Origin of the sequence: Dactylosporangium sp. CA-233914 (assembly GCF_050942935.1) — a bacterium.
In the GTDB taxonomy this organism is placed as follows: domain Bacteria; phylum Actinomycetota; class Actinomycetes; order Mycobacteriales; family Micromonosporaceae; genus Dactylosporangium.
Window position 1 is genome coordinate 6,581,451 of sequence record NZ_CP192030.1, and the last position, 15,490, is coordinate 6,596,940.

The 15,490-nt window shown below is 73.3% G+C and carries 21 protein-coding genes; 6 read left to right on the plus strand and 15 right to left on the minus strand.

Going from position 1 to position 15,490, the window contains the following annotated elements:
- Positions 1-93: 93 nt before the first annotated feature.
- The 6 genes from ACQPY0_RS29450 to ACQPY0_RS29475 form a co-directional block, all read right to left on the minus strand.
- Positions 94-561 (minus strand): hypothetical protein, encoded by a 468-nt coding sequence (locus tag ACQPY0_RS29450; protein ID WP_432967327.1) that lies wholly within the window; start codon positions 559-561, stop codon positions 94-96.
- Positions 558-989 (minus strand): DUF664 domain-containing protein, encoded by a 432-nt coding sequence (locus tag ACQPY0_RS29455; RefSeq protein WP_432967330.1) that lies wholly within the window; start codon positions 987-989, stop codon positions 558-560. The genes ACQPY0_RS29450 and ACQPY0_RS29455 overlap by 4 nt, the downstream gene beginning before the upstream one ends.
- Entirely contained in the window at positions 986-2,203 is a 1,218-nt protein-coding gene (locus ACQPY0_RS29460) for an RNA-guided endonuclease InsQ/TnpB family protein (RefSeq protein ID WP_432967333.1), read from the minus strand. The genes ACQPY0_RS29455 and ACQPY0_RS29460 overlap by 4 nt, the downstream gene beginning before the upstream one ends.
- Positions 2,204-2,602 (minus strand): IS200/IS605 family transposase, encoded by a 399-nt coding sequence (gene tnpA, locus ACQPY0_RS29465; RefSeq protein WP_432967336.1) that lies wholly within the window; start codon positions 2,600-2,602, stop codon positions 2,204-2,206.
- A 26-nt stretch (positions 2,603-2,628) separates the two neighbouring features.
- Positions 2,629-2,853, minus strand: a complete 225-nt coding sequence (locus tag ACQPY0_RS29470) for a hypothetical protein (RefSeq protein ID WP_432967339.1) — start codon at positions 2,851-2,853, stop codon at positions 2,629-2,631.
- 360 nt (positions 2,854-3,213) lie between these two features.
- Positions 3,214-3,426 (minus strand): hypothetical protein, encoded by a 213-nt coding sequence (locus tag ACQPY0_RS29475; protein WP_432967342.1) that lies wholly within the window; start codon positions 3,424-3,426, stop codon positions 3,214-3,216.
- Positions 3,427-3,646: 220 nt separating this feature from the next.
- Between ACQPY0_RS29475 and ACQPY0_RS29480 the strand changes: the two genes are divergently transcribed.
- Both ACQPY0_RS29480 and ACQPY0_RS29485 read left to right on the plus strand, forming a co-directional pair.
- Positions 3,647-4,369 (plus strand): class I SAM-dependent methyltransferase, encoded by a 723-nt coding sequence (locus ACQPY0_RS29480; RefSeq protein ID WP_432967345.1) that lies wholly within the window; start codon positions 3,647-3,649, stop codon positions 4,367-4,369.
- Between the two features lie 61 nt (positions 4,370-4,430).
- A complete protein-coding gene (locus ACQPY0_RS29485) occupies positions 4,431-4,874 on the plus strand; it encodes an NUDIX hydrolase (protein WP_432967348.1) in 444 nt (147 codons plus the stop codon).
- 169 nt (positions 4,875-5,043) lie between these two features.
- Here ACQPY0_RS29485 and ACQPY0_RS29490 read toward each other — a convergent pair whose 3' ends face one another.
- Together ACQPY0_RS29490 and ACQPY0_RS29495 are read right to left on the minus strand one after the other, a co-directional pair.
- Positions 5,044-5,550: an SMI1/KNR4 family protein gene (locus ACQPY0_RS29490; RefSeq protein WP_432967351.1), complete on the minus strand. Its 507-nt coding sequence runs from the start codon at positions 5,548-5,550 to the stop codon at positions 5,044-5,046.
- 169 nt (positions 5,551-5,719) lie between these two features.
- Positions 5,720-6,346 carry an HAD family hydrolase gene (locus tag ACQPY0_RS29495; RefSeq protein WP_432967354.1) on the minus strand — a complete coding sequence of 209 codons (627 nt, stop codon included), beginning with the start codon at positions 6,344-6,346 and terminating at the stop codon, positions 5,720-5,722.
- 45 nt (positions 6,347-6,391) lie between these two features.
- On the opposite strand from ACQPY0_RS29495, the gene ACQPY0_RS29500 reads away from it, so the two are divergent.
- Complete coding sequence (locus ACQPY0_RS29500; protein WP_432967357.1) at positions 6,392-7,582, plus strand: ROK family protein; 1,191 nt, start codon at positions 6,392-6,394, stop codon at positions 7,580-7,582.
- Here ACQPY0_RS29500 and ACQPY0_RS29505 read toward each other — a convergent pair whose 3' ends face one another.
- Entirely contained in the window at positions 7,583-8,182 is a 600-nt protein-coding gene (locus ACQPY0_RS29505) for an NlpC/P60 family protein (protein WP_432967360.1), read from the minus strand. It abuts the gene before it with no gap.
- 74 nt (positions 8,183-8,256) lie between these two features.
- Here ACQPY0_RS29505 and ACQPY0_RS29510 point away from each other — a divergent pair, with 74 nt between their 5' ends.
- Entirely contained in the window at positions 8,257-9,393 is a 1,137-nt protein-coding gene (locus ACQPY0_RS29510; RefSeq protein WP_432967363.1) for a trans-sulfuration enzyme family protein, read from the plus strand.
- A 164-nt stretch (positions 9,394-9,557) separates the two neighbouring features.
- Here ACQPY0_RS29510 and ACQPY0_RS29515 read toward each other — a convergent pair whose 3' ends face one another.
- The 4 genes from ACQPY0_RS29515 to ACQPY0_RS29530 form a co-directional block, all read right to left on the minus strand.
- A complete protein-coding gene (locus ACQPY0_RS29515; protein WP_432967365.1) occupies positions 9,558-9,977 on the minus strand; it encodes a GAF domain-containing protein in 420 nt (139 codons plus the stop codon).
- Positions 9,978-10,057: 80 nt separating this feature from the next.
- Positions 10,058-10,579 carry an STAS domain-containing protein gene (locus tag ACQPY0_RS29520; protein WP_432967368.1) on the minus strand — a complete coding sequence of 174 codons (522 nt, stop codon included), beginning with the start codon at positions 10,577-10,579 and terminating at the stop codon, positions 10,058-10,060.
- A 146-nt stretch (positions 10,580-10,725) separates the two neighbouring features.
- Complete coding sequence (locus ACQPY0_RS29525; protein WP_432967371.1) at positions 10,726-11,406, minus strand: phosphoribosyltransferase family protein; 681 nt, start codon at positions 11,404-11,406, stop codon at positions 10,726-10,728.
- Positions 11,399-12,094 carry a dienelactone hydrolase family protein gene (locus tag ACQPY0_RS29530; RefSeq protein WP_432967374.1) on the minus strand — a complete coding sequence of 232 codons (696 nt, stop codon included), beginning with the start codon at positions 12,092-12,094 and terminating at the stop codon, positions 11,399-11,401. Before ACQPY0_RS29530 ends, ACQPY0_RS29525 begins: the two co-directional genes overlap by 8 nt.
- Positions 12,095-12,173: 79 nt before the next feature.
- On the opposite strand from ACQPY0_RS29530, the gene ACQPY0_RS29535 reads away from it, so the two are divergent.
- Positions 12,174-12,905 (plus strand): phytanoyl-CoA dioxygenase family protein, encoded by a 732-nt coding sequence (locus ACQPY0_RS29535; RefSeq protein ID WP_432967377.1) that lies wholly within the window; start codon positions 12,174-12,176, stop codon positions 12,903-12,905.
- A 56-nt stretch (positions 12,906-12,961) separates the two neighbouring features.
- On the opposite strand, the gene ACQPY0_RS29540 is transcribed toward ACQPY0_RS29535, so the two are convergent.
- Together ACQPY0_RS29540 and ACQPY0_RS29545 are read right to left on the minus strand one after the other, a co-directional pair.
- On the minus strand, positions 12,962-13,630 hold the full coding sequence (locus ACQPY0_RS29540; protein ID WP_432967380.1) for a response regulator: 669 nt from the start codon (positions 13,628-13,630) through the stop codon (positions 12,962-12,964).
- On the minus strand, positions 13,627-14,781 hold the full coding sequence (locus ACQPY0_RS29545) for a sensor histidine kinase (RefSeq protein ID WP_432967383.1): 1,155 nt from the start codon (positions 14,779-14,781) through the stop codon (positions 13,627-13,629). Before ACQPY0_RS29545 ends, ACQPY0_RS29540 begins: the two co-directional genes overlap by 4 nt.
- Before the next feature lie 86 nt (positions 14,782-14,867).
- Here ACQPY0_RS29545 and ACQPY0_RS29550 point away from each other — a divergent pair, with 86 nt between their 5' ends.
- The gene (locus ACQPY0_RS29550; RefSeq protein ID WP_432967386.1) at positions 14,868-15,434 is read left to right on the plus strand and encodes a class I SAM-dependent methyltransferase; all 567 of its coding nucleotides are present in this window, start codon (positions 14,868-14,870) and stop codon (positions 15,432-15,434) included.
- Positions 15,435-15,490 lie beyond the last annotated feature (56 nt).

Sequence of the window (15,490 nt, forward strand, 5' to 3'; positions counted from 1 at the left end):
CGCAAACATGACCGGCTCCTCCCTCCTGGCGGTCGCTCGCCGCCGCCGCGATTCCTATCCGCTCCCGCGCACGACCGCAACTCGATTTCCGCTTCAGCCTCGCAGCCAGGACCGCACCGACCCCATGCCGAAGCGGTCGGTGTCGGTGGCGAGCCCCGCGACGCCGGCCAGGATCGGTCCCGCGTCGATGCCCAGTGCCCGGGCGCGCTCCCGCAGGCCGCGCAGCAGCAGGAGCTCGTCGCGGGCGTCGGGGTACTGGTCGCGGATGCACAGCAGCACAAGGTGCTCGCGCAGCTCGTCCGCGCTCGTCCAGTCACCGGGCAGGTGCGCGGCCCACCGGAACGACGGGTGCCGCTCGAACAGCTCGCGCAGCGCCGCCCGTACGGTCGCATCGCCGCCGGTGTACGCCTCGATGATCCGGTGCAGCAAGGCCCGCGACCCCCCGGCGATGCCCAGCGCCGCCAGGTCCGCCTCGACCCGGGCGCCCGACTCGAACGGCTTGCGGGCCACCGGGCGGTACAGGGCGTCCAGGCGGGCCATCTCGCGCTCGAGGTCGTTCACGCCGGCGGGTCCTCGCCCACCAGCCCGTCGACCGCCTCGCGCATCAGGTCGGCGTGGCCGACGTGCCGGGCATACTCGTCGTGCAGGTCCACGACGATACGGCGCAGGTTCGGCCGTTCGCCGCCGTCGTACGTCGTGTACTCGGCCGGCGCGTCCAGGCCCGCACCGCTCGCGAGCGCCGTCGACATGGCGGCCCGGGAGCGCTCGACCGTCGCCTGCCACAGCGCGTACAACTGCTCGGGGGAGTCGCCCGCGGCGGATCGCCAGACCCAGGCCGGGTCGTCGTAGCGGGCGGGGTCGTCCAGCGGCGGCCCCGGCGGCCGCCCGCTGAAGTCGATCGTGTAGCGCTCCTCGACCGCCGCCATGTGCTTGTTGACATCCTCCCCACGCCTGATGGCGGGGGATTCCCGTGGCTGAGGCGTGTTCATGCCGTGAGCCGTTCGGGTGGTTGACGCTTCGTAGACCGCCCGACGGCGAGGTCTCCACGCCCAGTAACCGCCAGCCCGGCGGCCAGAATGTTCTTCGCCGCGTTGACGTCGGCGTGCGCCTGATGCCCGCAGGCGACGCACCGGAAGACCGCTTGGCTCTCGCGGGACTCCCGGGCGACATGCCCACAGGCGTTGCAGGTCTGCGACGTAAACGCAGGATTGACCTTCAGAACGGTCGCACCGTGGTAGCGGGCCGTGTGCTCCAGCCGCAGCAGGAACTGGCCCCAGCCCTTGCCGAGGATCGCCCGGTTCAGCCCAGCCTTCTGCCGCACGTTACGGCCGGGTTGCTCAACGGTGCCGCTCGCGCTGGCCGTCATGTTCTTGATCCGCAGGTCTTCCACCACGACCAGGCCGTGGTCACGCACGAGCCGCACAGCGGTCTGCGCGGCGAAGTCAGCCCGGCGGGCCCGGATACGGGCGTTGAGCCGGCCGAACTGGACACACACCCGGTCGCGGCGCTTCGACCGGCGGTTGCGGCCGTGGGTCCGCAGGGACCGGGACAGGCGTTGCTGCAAACGCTTTAATCTGACCAGCTCGCCGGGGGTGGCGAACGATCGATCGTGCAGGTCACCATCGGAGGTGGCCACCGCCACCTTCACGCCCCGGTCGACACCGACCGGCGGCTTACCGTTCGGGACAGCCTCGGCCACCCCGTCTTCGACGCAGCACGAGATGTACCAGCGGCCGCCATCACGGGACACGGTGGCGTTGCGGATGCTGCCGCCGAGCGGGCGGGTCCAGCGGAACCGTACCCAACCGAACTTCGGCAACTTCACCTCGCCCCACCGACGGTTGAGACGGCGCACGGCGATGTGCTTGGCGTCGGGGAAACGGAACGACGGCGCGGTGCGATTCTTGGACCGCCACCGCACCTTCCACGTGCCGTGCTCGCGGCATGCCCGGTCCAGGTCGCGCAGGGTCTGCTGGAGCGTGTGGGACGGGACGTCAGTCAGCCATGCGCAGTACGGGTCGCGTTTGGCCTCGGCCATCTGCCGGGCCTGCTCCACGTAGGAGATGTACGCGCCGCGGCGCCGGTACTCGCGGCGCTGCTCCAGGGCGGTGTTCCACACCGCCCGGCAGGCCGCGCCGACCTGCTCGGCGTAGCCAGCCTGCTCGTCGGTGAGCGCCAGCAGGTAGCGGCGACCAGTGAGCATTCAGCGGCTCTTCTGCTGCTCGACGTACTGCTTCACCGCCGCCACCGGCGCGCCGCCGGTGGTGGCCACGAAGTACGAGTTCGTCCACAACGTCGGCAACCGCGAGCGCAGGGACGGGAACTCCTCACGCAGGACCCGCGACGTGCGGCCCTTGATCGCCTTGACCAGCTTATGGACACCGAACTGCGGGTCGACCTCGACGAGCAGATGGACCTGATCGGGCATGACCTCCAGGACCGCCAGCCACGCCCTCTTCTCCTCGACAACTTCACGGACAAGCTGCTTGAGCCGCTCCTCGATCCCGCCGTCGAGCACCCGACGCCGATACTTCGGACACCACACCACATGGAAAGCGCACTGAAAGACGACGTCGCTGTTCGACCGCAGTGCAACAGACACTCAGACAGTATACAGCACACCACTATCTACTGCCCGGACAGAGTTGACTCCCTATCCCCACGGCCAAAGGCGGGGGTCTGCGCGCTACGCATTTCGATCAGCCCGCCAAGGGTCATCGCCGACGGCGGGAAGCCGCGGTTGAGAGCCGGCGCGTCCAGGCCACCGGTCTTCCAGGCGAACTGGGCCCGCGAGCGCTCCAGGGCGAACAGCAGCATCTCCGCCTCGCCGGCGGTGGGTGAAGGTTCCTGCATGGCGACCACAGTAGGGCCGGTTCCGGACGTTCGTCTTCCGGAACGTTCGCCGCGGACGAGGCGCTCGGCCTGTGCTCGCGGTCCTCGCCGCGGCCGACCCCCGCCGGCCCCGTCGACGACGCGCTCGTGGGCGCCTGCTCGGCCCGGCGCCGGGCCCGCCTGGGCATCGAGTCCGTCGGGGTCCTCGCGTCCGGCTTCGCGCCACCCGACCTGGACCCCGTCGAGGCGCTGGAGGGGCAGTTCGCGACCGGGCGGGACTTCGCGGTCTCCGTGCTGCTCGACGCGCCGATCGGGGCGGCGCTGCCGTGTGCGCTCCACCGCGGTGAACCTCGGCTGCCGGCTCCTGGCAGCGGGGGGGGGCTAGTGTCGGCGGCGGGCGCGGCGCTGCTCGACGTACAGGAGCAGGATGCCGGCCGTCGCGATCGCCATCGTGGTCAGGTAGAGGGCGGTCACTGGCCAGGAGTGAGGTCGGATAAGCTGGCCGAGCTCGAGCGGGAACAGCGCCGCGAGGACCGCCGCACCGGCGCGGCGCCAGGCCTCGCCAGTGGTACGCAGCGGCCGCCAAGCGCGCATGCGCACCCAAAGCGCGAACGCCCCCGCCATGGCAACCAGCCCAACGAGGCTGACGGCGGTCCCAACCCAATCACGCATATGTATGTCTTACCCCATCGACGCCCGTCGACCTACGCTCCACGACGGCGTGTCCACAAACCGGCTCTTCCCCGTGACCGAGCCAAGCGCCGGTCATCGATAATCCGTTGCGCCGACCGATGTCGTAAGGCTGACTTCACGGATGGTTCTGGACTTCGCTGCGGCGTACGATCAGCTGAACCCGGATGATGATGACTATCGCTTCTATGCCGCTCTGGCAGACGAACTCGGCGTCACCCGGGTAATCGACTTGGGCTGCGGCACCGGAACGCTGACGCGACTCCTTGCCTCGCGAGGCCGTGCGGCGGTCGGCATCGATCCGGATCCGGACATGATTCGTGTCGCCCGGCAGAGATCGGGTGGCGAGCACGTCGACTGGCGGCTTGGCTTCAGCGACTGCGCTGACACCGGCTCCGCAGACTTCGCGGTCATGTCCGGTCACGTGGCCCAGGTGTTTCGCGACGACGACGCATGGTCTCGCACCCTGCGGGACTTGCACCGAGCGCTCCTCCCGAACGGCACATTGACCTTCGAGTCCCGCAACCCGGGCGCACACGCTTGGGAACAGTGGACGCGCCAGGCCACACTGCGCACACTGGACACCGTTGAGGGCCCCGTTGAGTTCTGGCACGAGACCGCCTGGGTGTCACTGCCGCTGGTCGCCTATGACACGTTCACCCGGAATCCGCGCACCGGCGAGCAGGCCGCGAACCGCGACATCCTTGCCTTCCGCGACGTGCCCGTCCTTGTAGACTCGCTGGAGACGGCAGGGTTCTCGGTTTCCCACCAGTACGGAGACTGGCAACGGACACCGCTGAGCCCCGGCTCACGAGAGATCATCCTCGTTGCCCACCGACGCTCCTGACCGAGACCAGCGGGGTCGAGAACATGGCCCCCGGATGAGTCTCCGGCTGGCGGCATACGCCGTGTGCATCGACCGTGAGCGCGTGCTGCTTGCCCGTTACGTATCCCCGATGACGGGTGACACGCAATGGACCCTCCCCGGTGGCAAGGTCGAGCACGCGGAGGATCCTTTCGACGCGGTGATCCGAGAGCTCGCCGAGGAAACCGGCTGCGACGGCGTGGTCGAGCGCCTGCTGGGCGTGGACTCGAGAGTGATCCCGGCCGCCGAAGCGCGGCTGGGTGTCGAGCACCAGAATGTCGGCATCTTCTACCAGGTCCGTATCACCGGCGGTGCACTCCGGCCCGAGCCGAACGGCGAAACCGCCGAATCGGTCTGGACCCCGCTACCCGACGTAGCCAACCTGCGCCGCTCATCCCTCGTCGACATCGGACTTACCCTGGCCCAGACCCTCCCGGCGACCGGCCACGTCGCCCCGGTCACGGTCGGCGGCCTGATCCAGCACTGAGCCCCGGCGCACCAGGCGCCTTCCACGTGGTCGGCAACCTGTCCTTTGCCAGTTCAGGTGAGGCATATGTCGAGCCGCTGAGCCGAGGTCGCCTCATCTTCGGTGGCGAAGAGTTATGGCGTCTTGCCATTGAAGATGAGGCGACTTTCGGTGTGTGGCCGCCGTGCGCTTACTCGGGAAAGGCGCCCGATGCTGTCAGGTGCTCGACGAATGCGCGGAAGTCGGGTACGAGTGGGAGTTCGTGGTTCATCTCGTTGTCGATCCAAACGACCGATGGCTCCCCTTGTGGTCCGCAGTCTCGGTAATCGAGGCCGACCCAGTAGTGCCCCTGGCCGCTGAGCAGGACTACTGGTGACGGAAGCTCCCATTCCAGCACCAGATATGGGGTGTCGAGCAGCGTCATCGTCGCAGCTTGCCCGGCCGGGCCGACCCCGTAGAGGTGTTCGAAGGGAACGTGATTGTTTGCGTAGAAGTTCGTGTCGGCCGGATATGCGTCCCACGTGTCGGCGATGACACCGCCGTTCTGGATCCGGAGCAGGTGGAGGAGATCGAGCGGTAGGGTGACACCGATCTGCCTCTCTGTATCGACGACCAACTCGTCCGTCAGCGGAGGCAGCCGGAGGTGCTCGATCTCCGGGTGCCAGAAACCGGCCGCGACCTGTTCGAACGACGCCATGCCGATCATGGTGTCACGCGCGACGTATCGATGTTGTCGCCGAAGGTAAGTCGGTCGAAGGTCGAGATGCGAGGCGTTGGGCGGTCCAGGCGCGGATCAGCTCGACGGCGAGCCAGTGGCTATGCGCATTGGCGTCGTCAAGGGGGTGTGGTCCCGGGCTGTGATGGTGCTACTGGGGGGTGAGCAGGTCGGCGAGGTCGCCCAGGTCGTGCAGGCGTACGTCGGCGTCCAGGCCGCGCAGGGCGGCGACCGTGCAGCCGGCGGCTCGGCCCGCGTCGATGCCCGGCTGGGAGTCCTCGACCACCAGGCAGTCGCCGGGGTCGACGCCGAGGCGGGCGGCGGCCGTGAGATATGGGTCCGGGTGCGGTTTGCCGCGCTCGGTCTCCTCGACCGTCACCAGCATCGGTGGCTCGATGCCGGCCGCGCCGAGGCGGGCCAGCGCCAGCCGCCGGTCGGCGCTGGTGACCACGGCCCACGGCAGTTCGAGCTCCTTGAGCGCGACGAGCAGCCGTTCGGCGCCGGGCGTGGCCACGACGTCGTCGAGGTCCGTGTATTGCAGCTCGAGCTGGCGGGCCGCCGCCACCGTGACCCCGTCGTCGGTCAGGTCGGGCCGCACCGCCCGGATCGTCGTCGGCGCCGGGTTGCCGTGCATGCGCGGCAGGATCTCCGCCGCCGGGACGCCGGACTCCGCGGCCCAGGCTATCCACGCCCGCTCGACGGCGGCGTCGGAGTCGACCAGGGTGCCATCCATGTCCAGCAGTACCGCCCGGAAGCGTCGCAGTGCCCTGTCCCCCAAGTCTGAATAAACTCGTCACGCGAGTTTAATCGGGAGGTTCGCGCGGTGGCAACGATCCGGGCGGAGGCGCAGCGGGTCCAGGGCGCCCTGGCGCTCTTGCGCCACGCGCACGCGAACCCGGGCGTGACCCGGGCCGCGGCGGCCGCGAGCCTGGGTCTGACGAGCGGCTCCGCCACCGAGATCATGGGCCGGCTGCGGGCCGCCCGGCTGCTGTCCGAGCGGGTCGCGCCCCAGGCCGGCCGCGGCCGTCCGACCTCCGTGCTGGTGCCGCACCCGGACGGCCCGCTGGTGGCGGTCGTCGAGATCACGCACGCGACGTGGAGCGTCACGACCGCCGGGATCGGAGGATCGCTCGCCCCGGCCGCGGTTCACCGCCACGCACCCGGCGATCGTGACGTCGGCCGGGGCCGCGTTGAGCCCGGCACGGTGCTCGCTCGGATCGGCGGGGCCCTCGACGCGCTGCGGGCCCGGTTCGGCGAGCGGCTCGTGGCCGTCGGCGTGGCGATGCCCGGCACGATCCGCGGGCACACCGTCGTGCAGGCCGCGACCCTGCGGTGGCGGGACGTCGACCTCGCGGTGCTGGGTGGCGGGCTCACGCTCACCGCCGGCAACGACGCCTCCCTCGCCGGGGTCGCCGAGGCGGCGCGCGGGGCCGCCCGTGGTCATCAGACCGCGCTGCACCTCACCGTCGAGGTCGGGGTCGGTGGCGTGCTGCTCGTCGATGGGGCGCCGGCGCTGGGCGCGACCGGGGCCGGTGGGGAGTTCGGGCACGTGCCGTTCGGGGACCCGGCGGTGCGGTGCCCGTGCGGCGCGTACGGGTGCTGGGACGTCACCGTCGACGGGCGGGCCATGGCGCGGCGGCTCGGGCGGGGCGAACCCGCCGACCCGCGCGCCTTCGCCGGGGCCGTGCTCAGCGCGGCCCGCAACGGCAACGGGGACGCCAAGGCGGCCGTCGCCGAGGCCGCCCACGCGCTCGGCCGGGGCGTCGGCGCGCTGCTCAACGCGCTCGACCCGGCCGTGGTCACGCTGGGCGGCCTGGGCGTGGACCTGCTGGCGTTCGCGGGTGACATCTTCACGGATGCCGTACGCCGGGCCGCGATGGCCTGGCGCCGCGCCGAGCTCCCACCGATCGTCCCGGCCGAGCTGGGCTCGCGCGGGCCGTCGATCGGCGCGGCCGAGTCGGCGCTGGCCGCCGTGCTGGCGGGGCTGACCCAGGACCGGGTCGCCGGCCGCTGATCAGACGTCGCTCAGGTGGACGTACGCGACGATCCGCTCCTCGCGCGGCAGGTCCTGCAGGTGCACCGACACGCCCGTGTGGCCGGCGTTCACGACCTGGTCGTCGCCGATGTACAGCATCACGTGCCCGCCGTTGTTGGTGAAGACCAGGTCGCCGGGCTGCAGCTGCTCGCGGGTGACGCGCTCGCCGACCTTGATCTGGTCGTACGTCACGCGGGGCAGCCGTACGCCCGCCGCCGCCCAGGCCTTCATCACCAGGCCGGAGCAGTCGAAGGTGTCCGGGCCCTCGGTGGCGAACTTGTAGGGCTTGCCGACCTGCGCCTTGGCGTACGCGATCGCCGTGGCCACCTTGCGCGTCCGGATCGCGGCGGCGTCGTCGTGCAGGATCAGGGTCTGGCCGATGCGGATGAGCGTCGACGTGCCGAGGTTGTTGAGCCGCTGCAGGTCCGCGACCGTGGTGCCGTTGCGGCGCGCCAGGCCCCAGAGCGTGTCGCCGGGCTGCACGACGACCGTCTGCGCAGCTTCGGCGGCGTAGGCCTGCCCCGGAACCAGGAGAAGTGCCGCCAGAACGGCCAGGGTGGTGATGCGTCTATGTCGCATGGACGCAACATAGCGAACAAAATTCCCGTTCGCGGCGAATCGGGCACTTCCCAGGATCTTGGATACTGGCCCGCATGGACATGACCCGCCTGCTGCACCCCGACGTCCCCGCGCGCCCCGGCGGCGTGCCGGTGACGACGCCGGTCTATCAGACCAGCACCTACGAGCTGCCCCGCACGCCCGAGGCCGCGGCGATCGCCGCGGCCGTGGCGCCGGTGGGGTACTACACCCGCTACGGCTCCCCGAACGCCGCCGAGGCCGAGGCCATGCTCGCCGGCCTCGACGGCGCCGAGCGCGCGCTGCTGCTGGGCAGCGGCATGGCCGCGGTGAGCGCCGCGCTGCTGTCCAACGTCCGGGCCGGCACCAGGGTCGTCGCCCAGAGCAGCCACTACACGGCGGCGCTCACGCTGCTGCGCGACGTGCTGCCCACGTTCGGCGTCGACGTGCGCCTGGTGCCGCAGGAGGCGCTGCAGGACGCGGTCGACGACACCACCGACATCGTCTACGCCGAGACCCCGAGCAACCCCGACATGGTGCTGACGGACCTGGCCGCGGTGCGGGCCGCCGCGCCCCGGGCGCTGTTCATCGCCGACAACACGTTCGCCTCGCCGTACAACACCCGCCCGCTCGAGCTCGGCGTGGACCTGGTGGTGCAGTCGGCGACGAAGTACCTCAACGGGCACAGCGACGTGACGGCCGGCGTCATCACCGGCGGTGCCGAATTCGTCGAACGGGCCTGGGAGACCGCCCGGGTCCTGGGACCGGCCTGCCACCCCTTCGAGGCCTGGCTGCTCGCCCGCGGCCTGCGCACGTTCCCGCTGCGGATGGCCCGGCACAACGCCAACGGGGCCGCGGTCGCCGAGGCCCTGGCCGCCCATCCGGCGGTCACGGCCGTGTTCTACCCGGGCCTGCCGACGCATCCGCAGCACGAGCTGGCCCGCCGGCAGATGAGCGGCTTCGGCGGCATGGTGTCGTTCACGGTCGCCTCGCAGGAGGCCGCCACCCGGGTGCTGCGCGCGACCCGGCTGGCCCGCAACGCGGTGAGCCTCGGCGGCACCGAGACCCTGATCACGCACCCGGTGAGCCTGCTGTTCACGCACGGCAGCACGGCCGGCGGGATCGACCCGGCGCTGCTGCGGCTCTCGGTGGGCCTGGAGGAGCCCGGGGACATCATCGCCGATCTGTACCAAGCGCTCGCAGACACTCCCTGACGGACGTCGCCGGGCGGCCGATCAGCTCCCGCAGGGCCGGGTCCGGGGCGGCGAACTCGCCCGCCCGGGACGCGCGCTCGAACCACCTCCTCGTCGCCGGCGACGACGCGGCGCTGCCGGACGGCGCGCCCGGCCTGCAGTCCCGCACCGCCGCTGAGCGGGCCCTACCCCGGCAGGCCGGCCAGGGCGCGGGCGGCGCACCAGGCGATCAGTTCGCGGTTGCGCCCCCGCGGGGCGGTCGTGCGGTCGTGGAAGGACAGCACGCCGAGCAGCCGCCCGCGCCCGTCGTGGAGCGGGTAGGCCTGCACGGCCCGGGAACCGGCGGCGAGCAGCGCGTCCCGGACCGGCTTCCCGGCGAGGATCGGGCTGCGGGTGACGTCGTCGACGACGACCGTCCGGCCGGTGGTCGCGGCGATGCCGCAGGCGGTGGCCGGGCCGGTCTCGACGGTGGCGAACGAGGTCACGTATTGCGGTGTGAGGCCGCGATGCCGGGTGATGCGCAGGGTGGCCGCGTCCGGGTCGTAGCGCCGCAGCACGCAGGCGTCGGCGAGGAGGCCCGCGGCCATCAGGATCCCGTCGAGCACCGCCGGGGCGTCGGCGACGGCGAGGAAGTCCTCGCCGGCCAGCGCCCGGGGCTGGGTGCGCAGCCGGGCGCGCAGGTCGCTCAGCAGCCGGCGGCGGGTGGCCCGGACCTCGTTGTCGACGGACCGCTGCTGGAGCCGGGCGACGACGCGGGTGCGGTGCTCGTCAGCGCTGCGGCGCCCGGCGGCGGCCCGCAGCCGGTCGGCGGCATCGACGCCGGCCTGGGGCGGCCCGGCGGGTCGCGGCCGTCCGGCGCGTCCCGGTCCGGGTCGGCCGGCAGAAGCTGCGGGCCGGCGCCGGCCGCCTCGATGGCCTGGCGCACCACGCCGTGCGCGCCGGTGACCCGCAGGCCCCGGCCGGCGTCGAGGGCGCTGCGCCGGGCGCGCAGCAACAGCCGGATGAGGCCGGCGTCGACGAGCTGGACCGCCTCCACGTCCACCACGATCTCGCCGGAGCCGGGCGGGGCGCCGTCCGCGATCGCGGCGGTCAGGGCCCCCCAAACGGCACATCGCTCGGTGGCGTCGAGCACTCCGGACAGCGCGACGACCTGCGACCCGGCCGGACGCCGGGCGGCGCCGTCCGGCCGGTGGGGCGATGGGTACATGGTGACCGCCAATGCGGAGCGGGGGTCCGGCGTACCGCCGCAGGACTTCTCAGGCTACGCGGCCGCTTGATCGCATGAAGGTCCGGCGGTGACGCTGTCCCGCCGGTCGACGCCCCGCACGTGACGAACCAGGATGCGGAGGCCGGTCACCGGACGGTCTCGTGGCCGCTCCACGCCTGTCGCAGGTCGCGCTCGACCAGGTCGTCGGTGACCTGGGCGAAGTCGTCGTACCACTGGCCGACCGCCCAGAAGTCGTCCGGCTGCCGCACGCAGATCACGTCATCCGCGTCCGCCCGCAGTGCCAGCGCGGCCGGCGGTGCGCAGACCGGCGCGGCGAAGGCCAGGTACGCGGGCCGGTGCCGGCGCAGGGCGCGCAGCGCGGCCCGGGCGGTGACCCCGGTGGCGAGCCCGTCGTCGACGACCACGACCACCCGGCCGGCCGCGTCGAGCGGTGCGCGCCCGCGCCGGTAGCTGGCCAGCCGGCGGCGGGCCTCGGCCCGTTCCCGCTCGACCGTGGACGCCAGATCGGCCGGGGTCAGCTCCAGCCGGTGCAGCGACTCCTCGTCGAACAGCGGCGGACCGTCGGCCCCGACCGCCCCGATGCCCAGCTCCGGGTGCGTGGGCGCGCCGATCTTGCGCACCACGACGACGTCGAGGTCCCCGCCGACGGCCCGGGCGACGTGGAGGCCGATCGGCACCCCGCCCCGCGGCAGGGCGAGGATCAGCGGCCGCTGCGCGCGCCCGGCCCGTCCGAGGTGCGCGGTGACGGCGCCGGCCAGGACGCGGCCGGCGTGGTCGCGGTCGGCGTACGGCAGCGGCTCACGCATCGCCGTCGTCCTCCCGCAGGTATTCGTCCAGGGCCAGGTCGCCGTGGGCGAGGCACCGGTCGAACCACTGCGCCGCGGCGCCCGCCACCTCCTCCAGCGTCCCCGGCTCCGCGAACAGGTGTGTGGCGCCCGGCACGATCCAGGTCGCGTGCTCGCCCGCCAGCCGCCCGGCGGCGGCCTCGTTCAGCGCCCGTACCTCGTGGTCGAGCCCGCCGACGATGAGCAGTACCGGCACCGTGACCCGCTCCAGCGCGTCCCCGGCGAGGTCCGGCCGCCCGCCGCGCGACACGACGGTCCGCACCTGCCCGGGCCGCTGCGCCGCCGCGCGCAGGGCCGCGGCCGCGCCGGTGCTGGCGCCGAACAGCCCGAGCGGAAGCCCGCACAGCGCCGGCTCGCCGGTGACCCGGTCCACGACCGCGACCACGCGCCGGGTGAGCAGCCCGATGTCGAAGCGCGCCGCCGCGTCCGCGTCCTCGCCGGGGGTGAGCAGATCGGTGAGCACGGTGGCGAACCCGACGCCGCCCAGCCGCTCGGCGACGAGCCGGTTGCGCGGGCTCAGCCGCGAGCTGCCGCTGCCGTGCACGAACACCACCAACCCGCGCGCCTCCTGCGGCACGGCGACGTCCGCGTCGAGCAGGGCCCCGGCGGCGTCGATCCGGGTGACCGGCGGCTGCCGCGGAGTTGTCATCGGCCACCTCCTCGCAAACCTGCCGTCTACCCCGCAGCGAACGCTCAAACGGCCGCCGCCGGGGCTATGTTCAGGTGCCATGGAGCGCGATGGGTTCGCCGTACTGCCCCGGCTGATGTCCGGCGAGCGGCTCGATGCGGCCAGGTCGCACGCCGACGAGCTGCTGCGGGGCGTCGGGTGGAGCGACAACGACTTCGACGGGCGGCGGACGCGGCGGGTGTACTCGTTGCTCGGCCGGCTCGGCGCGTTCGAGCCGCTGCTGACCCACCCCGACGTGCACGCCCTCGTCGCGGCGCGGCTGGGGGAGGTGTACCAGTTCGGCATGCTGTTCCTCACCGCCGTCGACCCCGGGCAGGGCGGGCAGGTCCCGCACTTCGACGCCGGGGTCTACCCGCTGCCGCGCGACCTCGAGGCCGGGACGAACGTCATCTGGGCCCTCGACGACTTCACCGCCGGCAACGGGGCGACCGTCGTCGCGCCCGGCAGCCACCGGTGGCCCGCCGGCCGGCGTCCCCAGCCGGACGAGCTGGTGCCGGTGGTCATGCCGGCCGGCAGCGCGCTGGTGTACAGCGGCCGCCTCTGGCACGCCGCCGGGCACAACCGCGGCGACCGGACCCGCCGGGCGCTCATCTGCGAGCACATCCTGCCCTGGCTGCGCCCGGCCGACAACCACCTTCTCGCCACCGGGCTGGACGGGCTGCGGCGCCTGACACCGCGGCTGCGCCGCCTGGCGGGCCTGGCCCCGGCCGGCGAGTACCTCGGCCTCATCGGCGGCCAGGACCCCGAGCGCTGGCTGCAGTCGAACGTGTGACGCGTCGCCGTCCCTTGTGGACGAGGCGCCACGCGAACAGCCACCCTGGAACGGGCTTACGCGCCTGGACGGCTGCCCGGGCGGGCCAGGCCCGACTCGTACGCGAACACCACCGCGCCGATGCGATCCCGCAGTCGCAGCTTGTTGAGAATCCGGCCGACATGCGTCTTCACGGTCGTCTCGCCGAGGAACAGCCGGCCGGCGATCTCGGTGTTGCTCAGCCCGAGCGCGATCAGGCCGAGCACCTCCCGCTCCCGCTCGGTCAGCAGGTCGCAGCGCGCGTCGGGCTCCGGCGCGTCGGCCCCGGTCACGTATCGCTGCAGCAGCCGCCGGGTCACCGACGGCGCCACCATCGCGTCGCCGCGCAGCACGCCGCGGATCGCGACCAGCAGCTCCGCAGCTGGGGCGTCCTTGAGCACGAACCCGTGCGCGCCGGCCCGCAGTGCGGCGTAGGCGTACTCGTCCAGGTCGAACGTGGTGATCATGAGCAGCCGCGTCTCGGGCACGGCCGCGGCGATCCGCGCCGCCGCGGTCACCCCGTCGAGGGCGGGCATCCGCACGTCGAGCAGCACCACGTCGGGCCGTGTCCGCTCGGCCAGGTTCACCGCGTCGGCCCCGTCGGCGGCCTCGCCCACCACGGTCAGGTCGGGCTGGCTGTCCACCACCATCCGCAGACCGACCCGCATGAGCTCCTGGTCGTCGCAGATCAGTACCCGTGCCATCACATGCCGATGCTGTCACTGTGCGCCTGTGGGCTCGCTGTGCGCGGCTGAGAGCCGGCTGTGGAGTCGCACGGCAGCGTCGCGACCACGCGGAACCCGCCGCCCTCGACCGGCCCGGCGGTCAGCGTGCCGCCGGCGAGCGCGACCCGCTCCCGCATGCCGGCCAACCCCCGCCCGGACGACGGCAGGCCTGCGCCACCGCCGGTCCCACCGGCGTCGTGCACCCCGATGCGCAGCGTGCGGCGGCGTCCCGGAGTGCCGAACGCGACGAAGACCTCGGCCCGGGCACCCGCTCCGGCGTGCTTGATGACGTTGGTCAGGGCCTCCTGGACGATGCGGTACGCCTCGGCGAGCAGGTGCGGCGGCACCCCGTCCGCGGTCCCCGTGACGCGCAGCCCGGCGCCGGCGCGGCGCACCAGGTCCTCGAGGTCGGCCGCCGTGCACGCATGCTCGTCCAGCGCCGCCAGCAGGCGGCGCAGCTCCTCGAGCGCGTCCCGCCCGGTGGTGCTGATCAGCTCCAGCGTCCGGTCGACGACGGCCGGGTCGGCGTGACGCATCAGCCGGGCGCCCTCGGCGTTGAGCACCATGACGCCGACGCTGTGGGCGAGCACATCGTGCAGCTCGCGGGCGATCCGGGCGCGCTCGCCGGCGGCGGCCGCGGCGGCGAAGGCCCGGCGCTCGGCCGCCGCCCGGGCCTGCCTCGCGCGCAGGTACTCGCCGAGCAGCCACGCCACGGCGAGGGACAGGCAGAATCCGACGGAGCCCCAGACCGCACCGGTCCCTGGGTACCAGCGCACGGCCCAGGCGACGAAGAACCCGGCGCCGGCCACGGAGACGACCGCCGCCGCCCGGCGCCGGCCCGCCTGCACCAGTGTGCACGCCACGACCTCGACGGCGAGGTGCCCCAGCGGCAGGTGCTCGCGCCAGACCGTGCCGAGCAGCCCCAGCCAGGCCGCGCCGAGCACCACCGCGGCCGCGGCGAGCGGTCGCTGCCGCCGCCACAGCAGCGCCGAGGCGAGCACGACGAGCAGCGCCACCTGGACCCAGCGGGGCCGCCCGTCGGGCAGGGCGGTCAGCGAGACCCCCGCCAGCGCCGCGGCGATCGCCGCGTCGCGCGTCCATACCAGCCTGGCCAGCCCGTACACCCGTCCCACGATACGGCCCGGTTCCTCCCGCAGGAGGATGTACGCGGGCCCACGGGAGGACGTCCGGTTACGGCGACCGTCCATAGCGTCCCGGCATGTCGATCTTCCAGGAGTTCCTGCTGCACCCGCGCACGACCGGCGCGGTCGCGGCGAGCTCGCCCGCCCTCGCCCGCGTGCTCACCGCCGGGCTGCGCCTGGAACACGCCCGCACCATCGTCGAGCTCGGCCCGGGGACGGGCCCGGTGACGGCGGCCATCCTGCGGCGCGTGGCGCCCGGCGCGCGGTTCGTCGCGGTAGAGGCCAACGGGCGGCTGGCGGCGGCGCTGCGCCGGCGGTACCATCTCCTGCCGGTCGAGGTCGTGCACGACTCCGCCGAGCGGCTCGCCGACATCGTCGACGGCCCGGTCGACGCGGTGGTGTCCGGCCTGCCGTGGACGGTCCTGCCGCGCCCCGTGCGCACCCGAATCCTCGACGCGGTCGGCGCGGTGCTCGCCCCGGACGGCGGGTTCACCACCTTCGCGTACGTCCACGCCGCGTGGACCCCGCCGGCCCGGGACTTCGCGGCCGAGCTCGGCGCGCGGTTCCGCACGCTGGAGCGCTCGCCGCTGGTGTGGACGAACCTTCCACCCGCCTTCGTGCACCGCGCGCGCGGCCGGCGTTAGCCCAGTGGCGGCCGGGCCGGGCCAGGTTGTCGCTGTGGGCGGCCGGCCGAGTGCGG

What these genes read in the sequence shown, in the direction of transcription:
- ACQPY0_RS29535 (WP_432967377.1), top strand. Translation starts at nt 12,174, where the DNA reads ATGGAGCGCGATGGGTTCGCCGTACTGCCCCGGCTGATGTCCGGCGAG.
- ACQPY0_RS29475 (WP_432967342.1), bottom strand. Translation starts at nt 3,426, where the DNA reads ATGCGCGCTTGGCGGCCGCTGCGTACCACTGGCGAGGCCTGGCGCCGC.
- ACQPY0_RS29460 (WP_432967333.1), bottom strand. Translation starts at nt 2,203, where the DNA reads ATGCTCACTGGTCGCCGCTACCTGCTGGCGCTCACCGACGAGCAGGCT.
- ACQPY0_RS29550 (WP_432967386.1), top strand. Translation starts at nt 14,868, where the DNA reads ATGTCGATCTTCCAGGAGTTCCTGCTGCACCCGCGCACGACCGGCGCG.
- ACQPY0_RS29490 (WP_432967351.1), bottom strand. Translation starts at nt 5,550, where the DNA reads ATGGCGTCGTTCGAACAGGTCGCGGCCGGTTTCTGGCACCCGGAGATC.
- ACQPY0_RS29455 (WP_432967330.1), bottom strand. Translation starts at nt 989, where the DNA reads ATGAACACGCCTCAGCCACGGGAATCCCCCGCCATCAGGCGTGGGGAG.
- ACQPY0_RS29510 (WP_432967363.1), top strand. Translation starts at nt 8,257, where the DNA reads ATGGACATGACCCGCCTGCTGCACCCCGACGTCCCCGCGCGCCCCGGC.
- ACQPY0_RS29470 (WP_432967339.1), bottom strand. Translation starts at nt 2,853, where the DNA reads ATGCAGGAACCTTCACCCACCGCCGGCGAGGCGGAGATGCTGCTGTTC.
- ACQPY0_RS29525 (WP_432967371.1), bottom strand. Translation starts at nt 11,406, where the DNA reads ATGCGTGAGCCGCTGCCGTACGCCGACCGCGACCACGCCGGCCGCGTC.
- ACQPY0_RS29480 (WP_432967345.1), top strand. Translation starts at nt 3,647, where the DNA reads ATGGTTCTGGACTTCGCTGCGGCGTACGATCAGCTGAACCCGGATGAT.
- ACQPY0_RS29530 (WP_432967374.1), bottom strand. Translation starts at nt 12,094, where the DNA reads ATGACAACTCCGCGGCAGCCGCCGGTCACCCGGATCGACGCCGCCGGG.
- ACQPY0_RS29505 (WP_432967360.1), bottom strand. Translation starts at nt 8,182, where the DNA reads ATGCGACATAGACGCATCACCACCCTGGCCGTTCTGGCGGCACTTCTC.
- ACQPY0_RS29520 (WP_432967368.1), bottom strand. Translation starts at nt 10,579, where the DNA reads ATGTACCCATCGCCCCACCGGCCGGACGGCGCCGCCCGGCGTCCGGCC.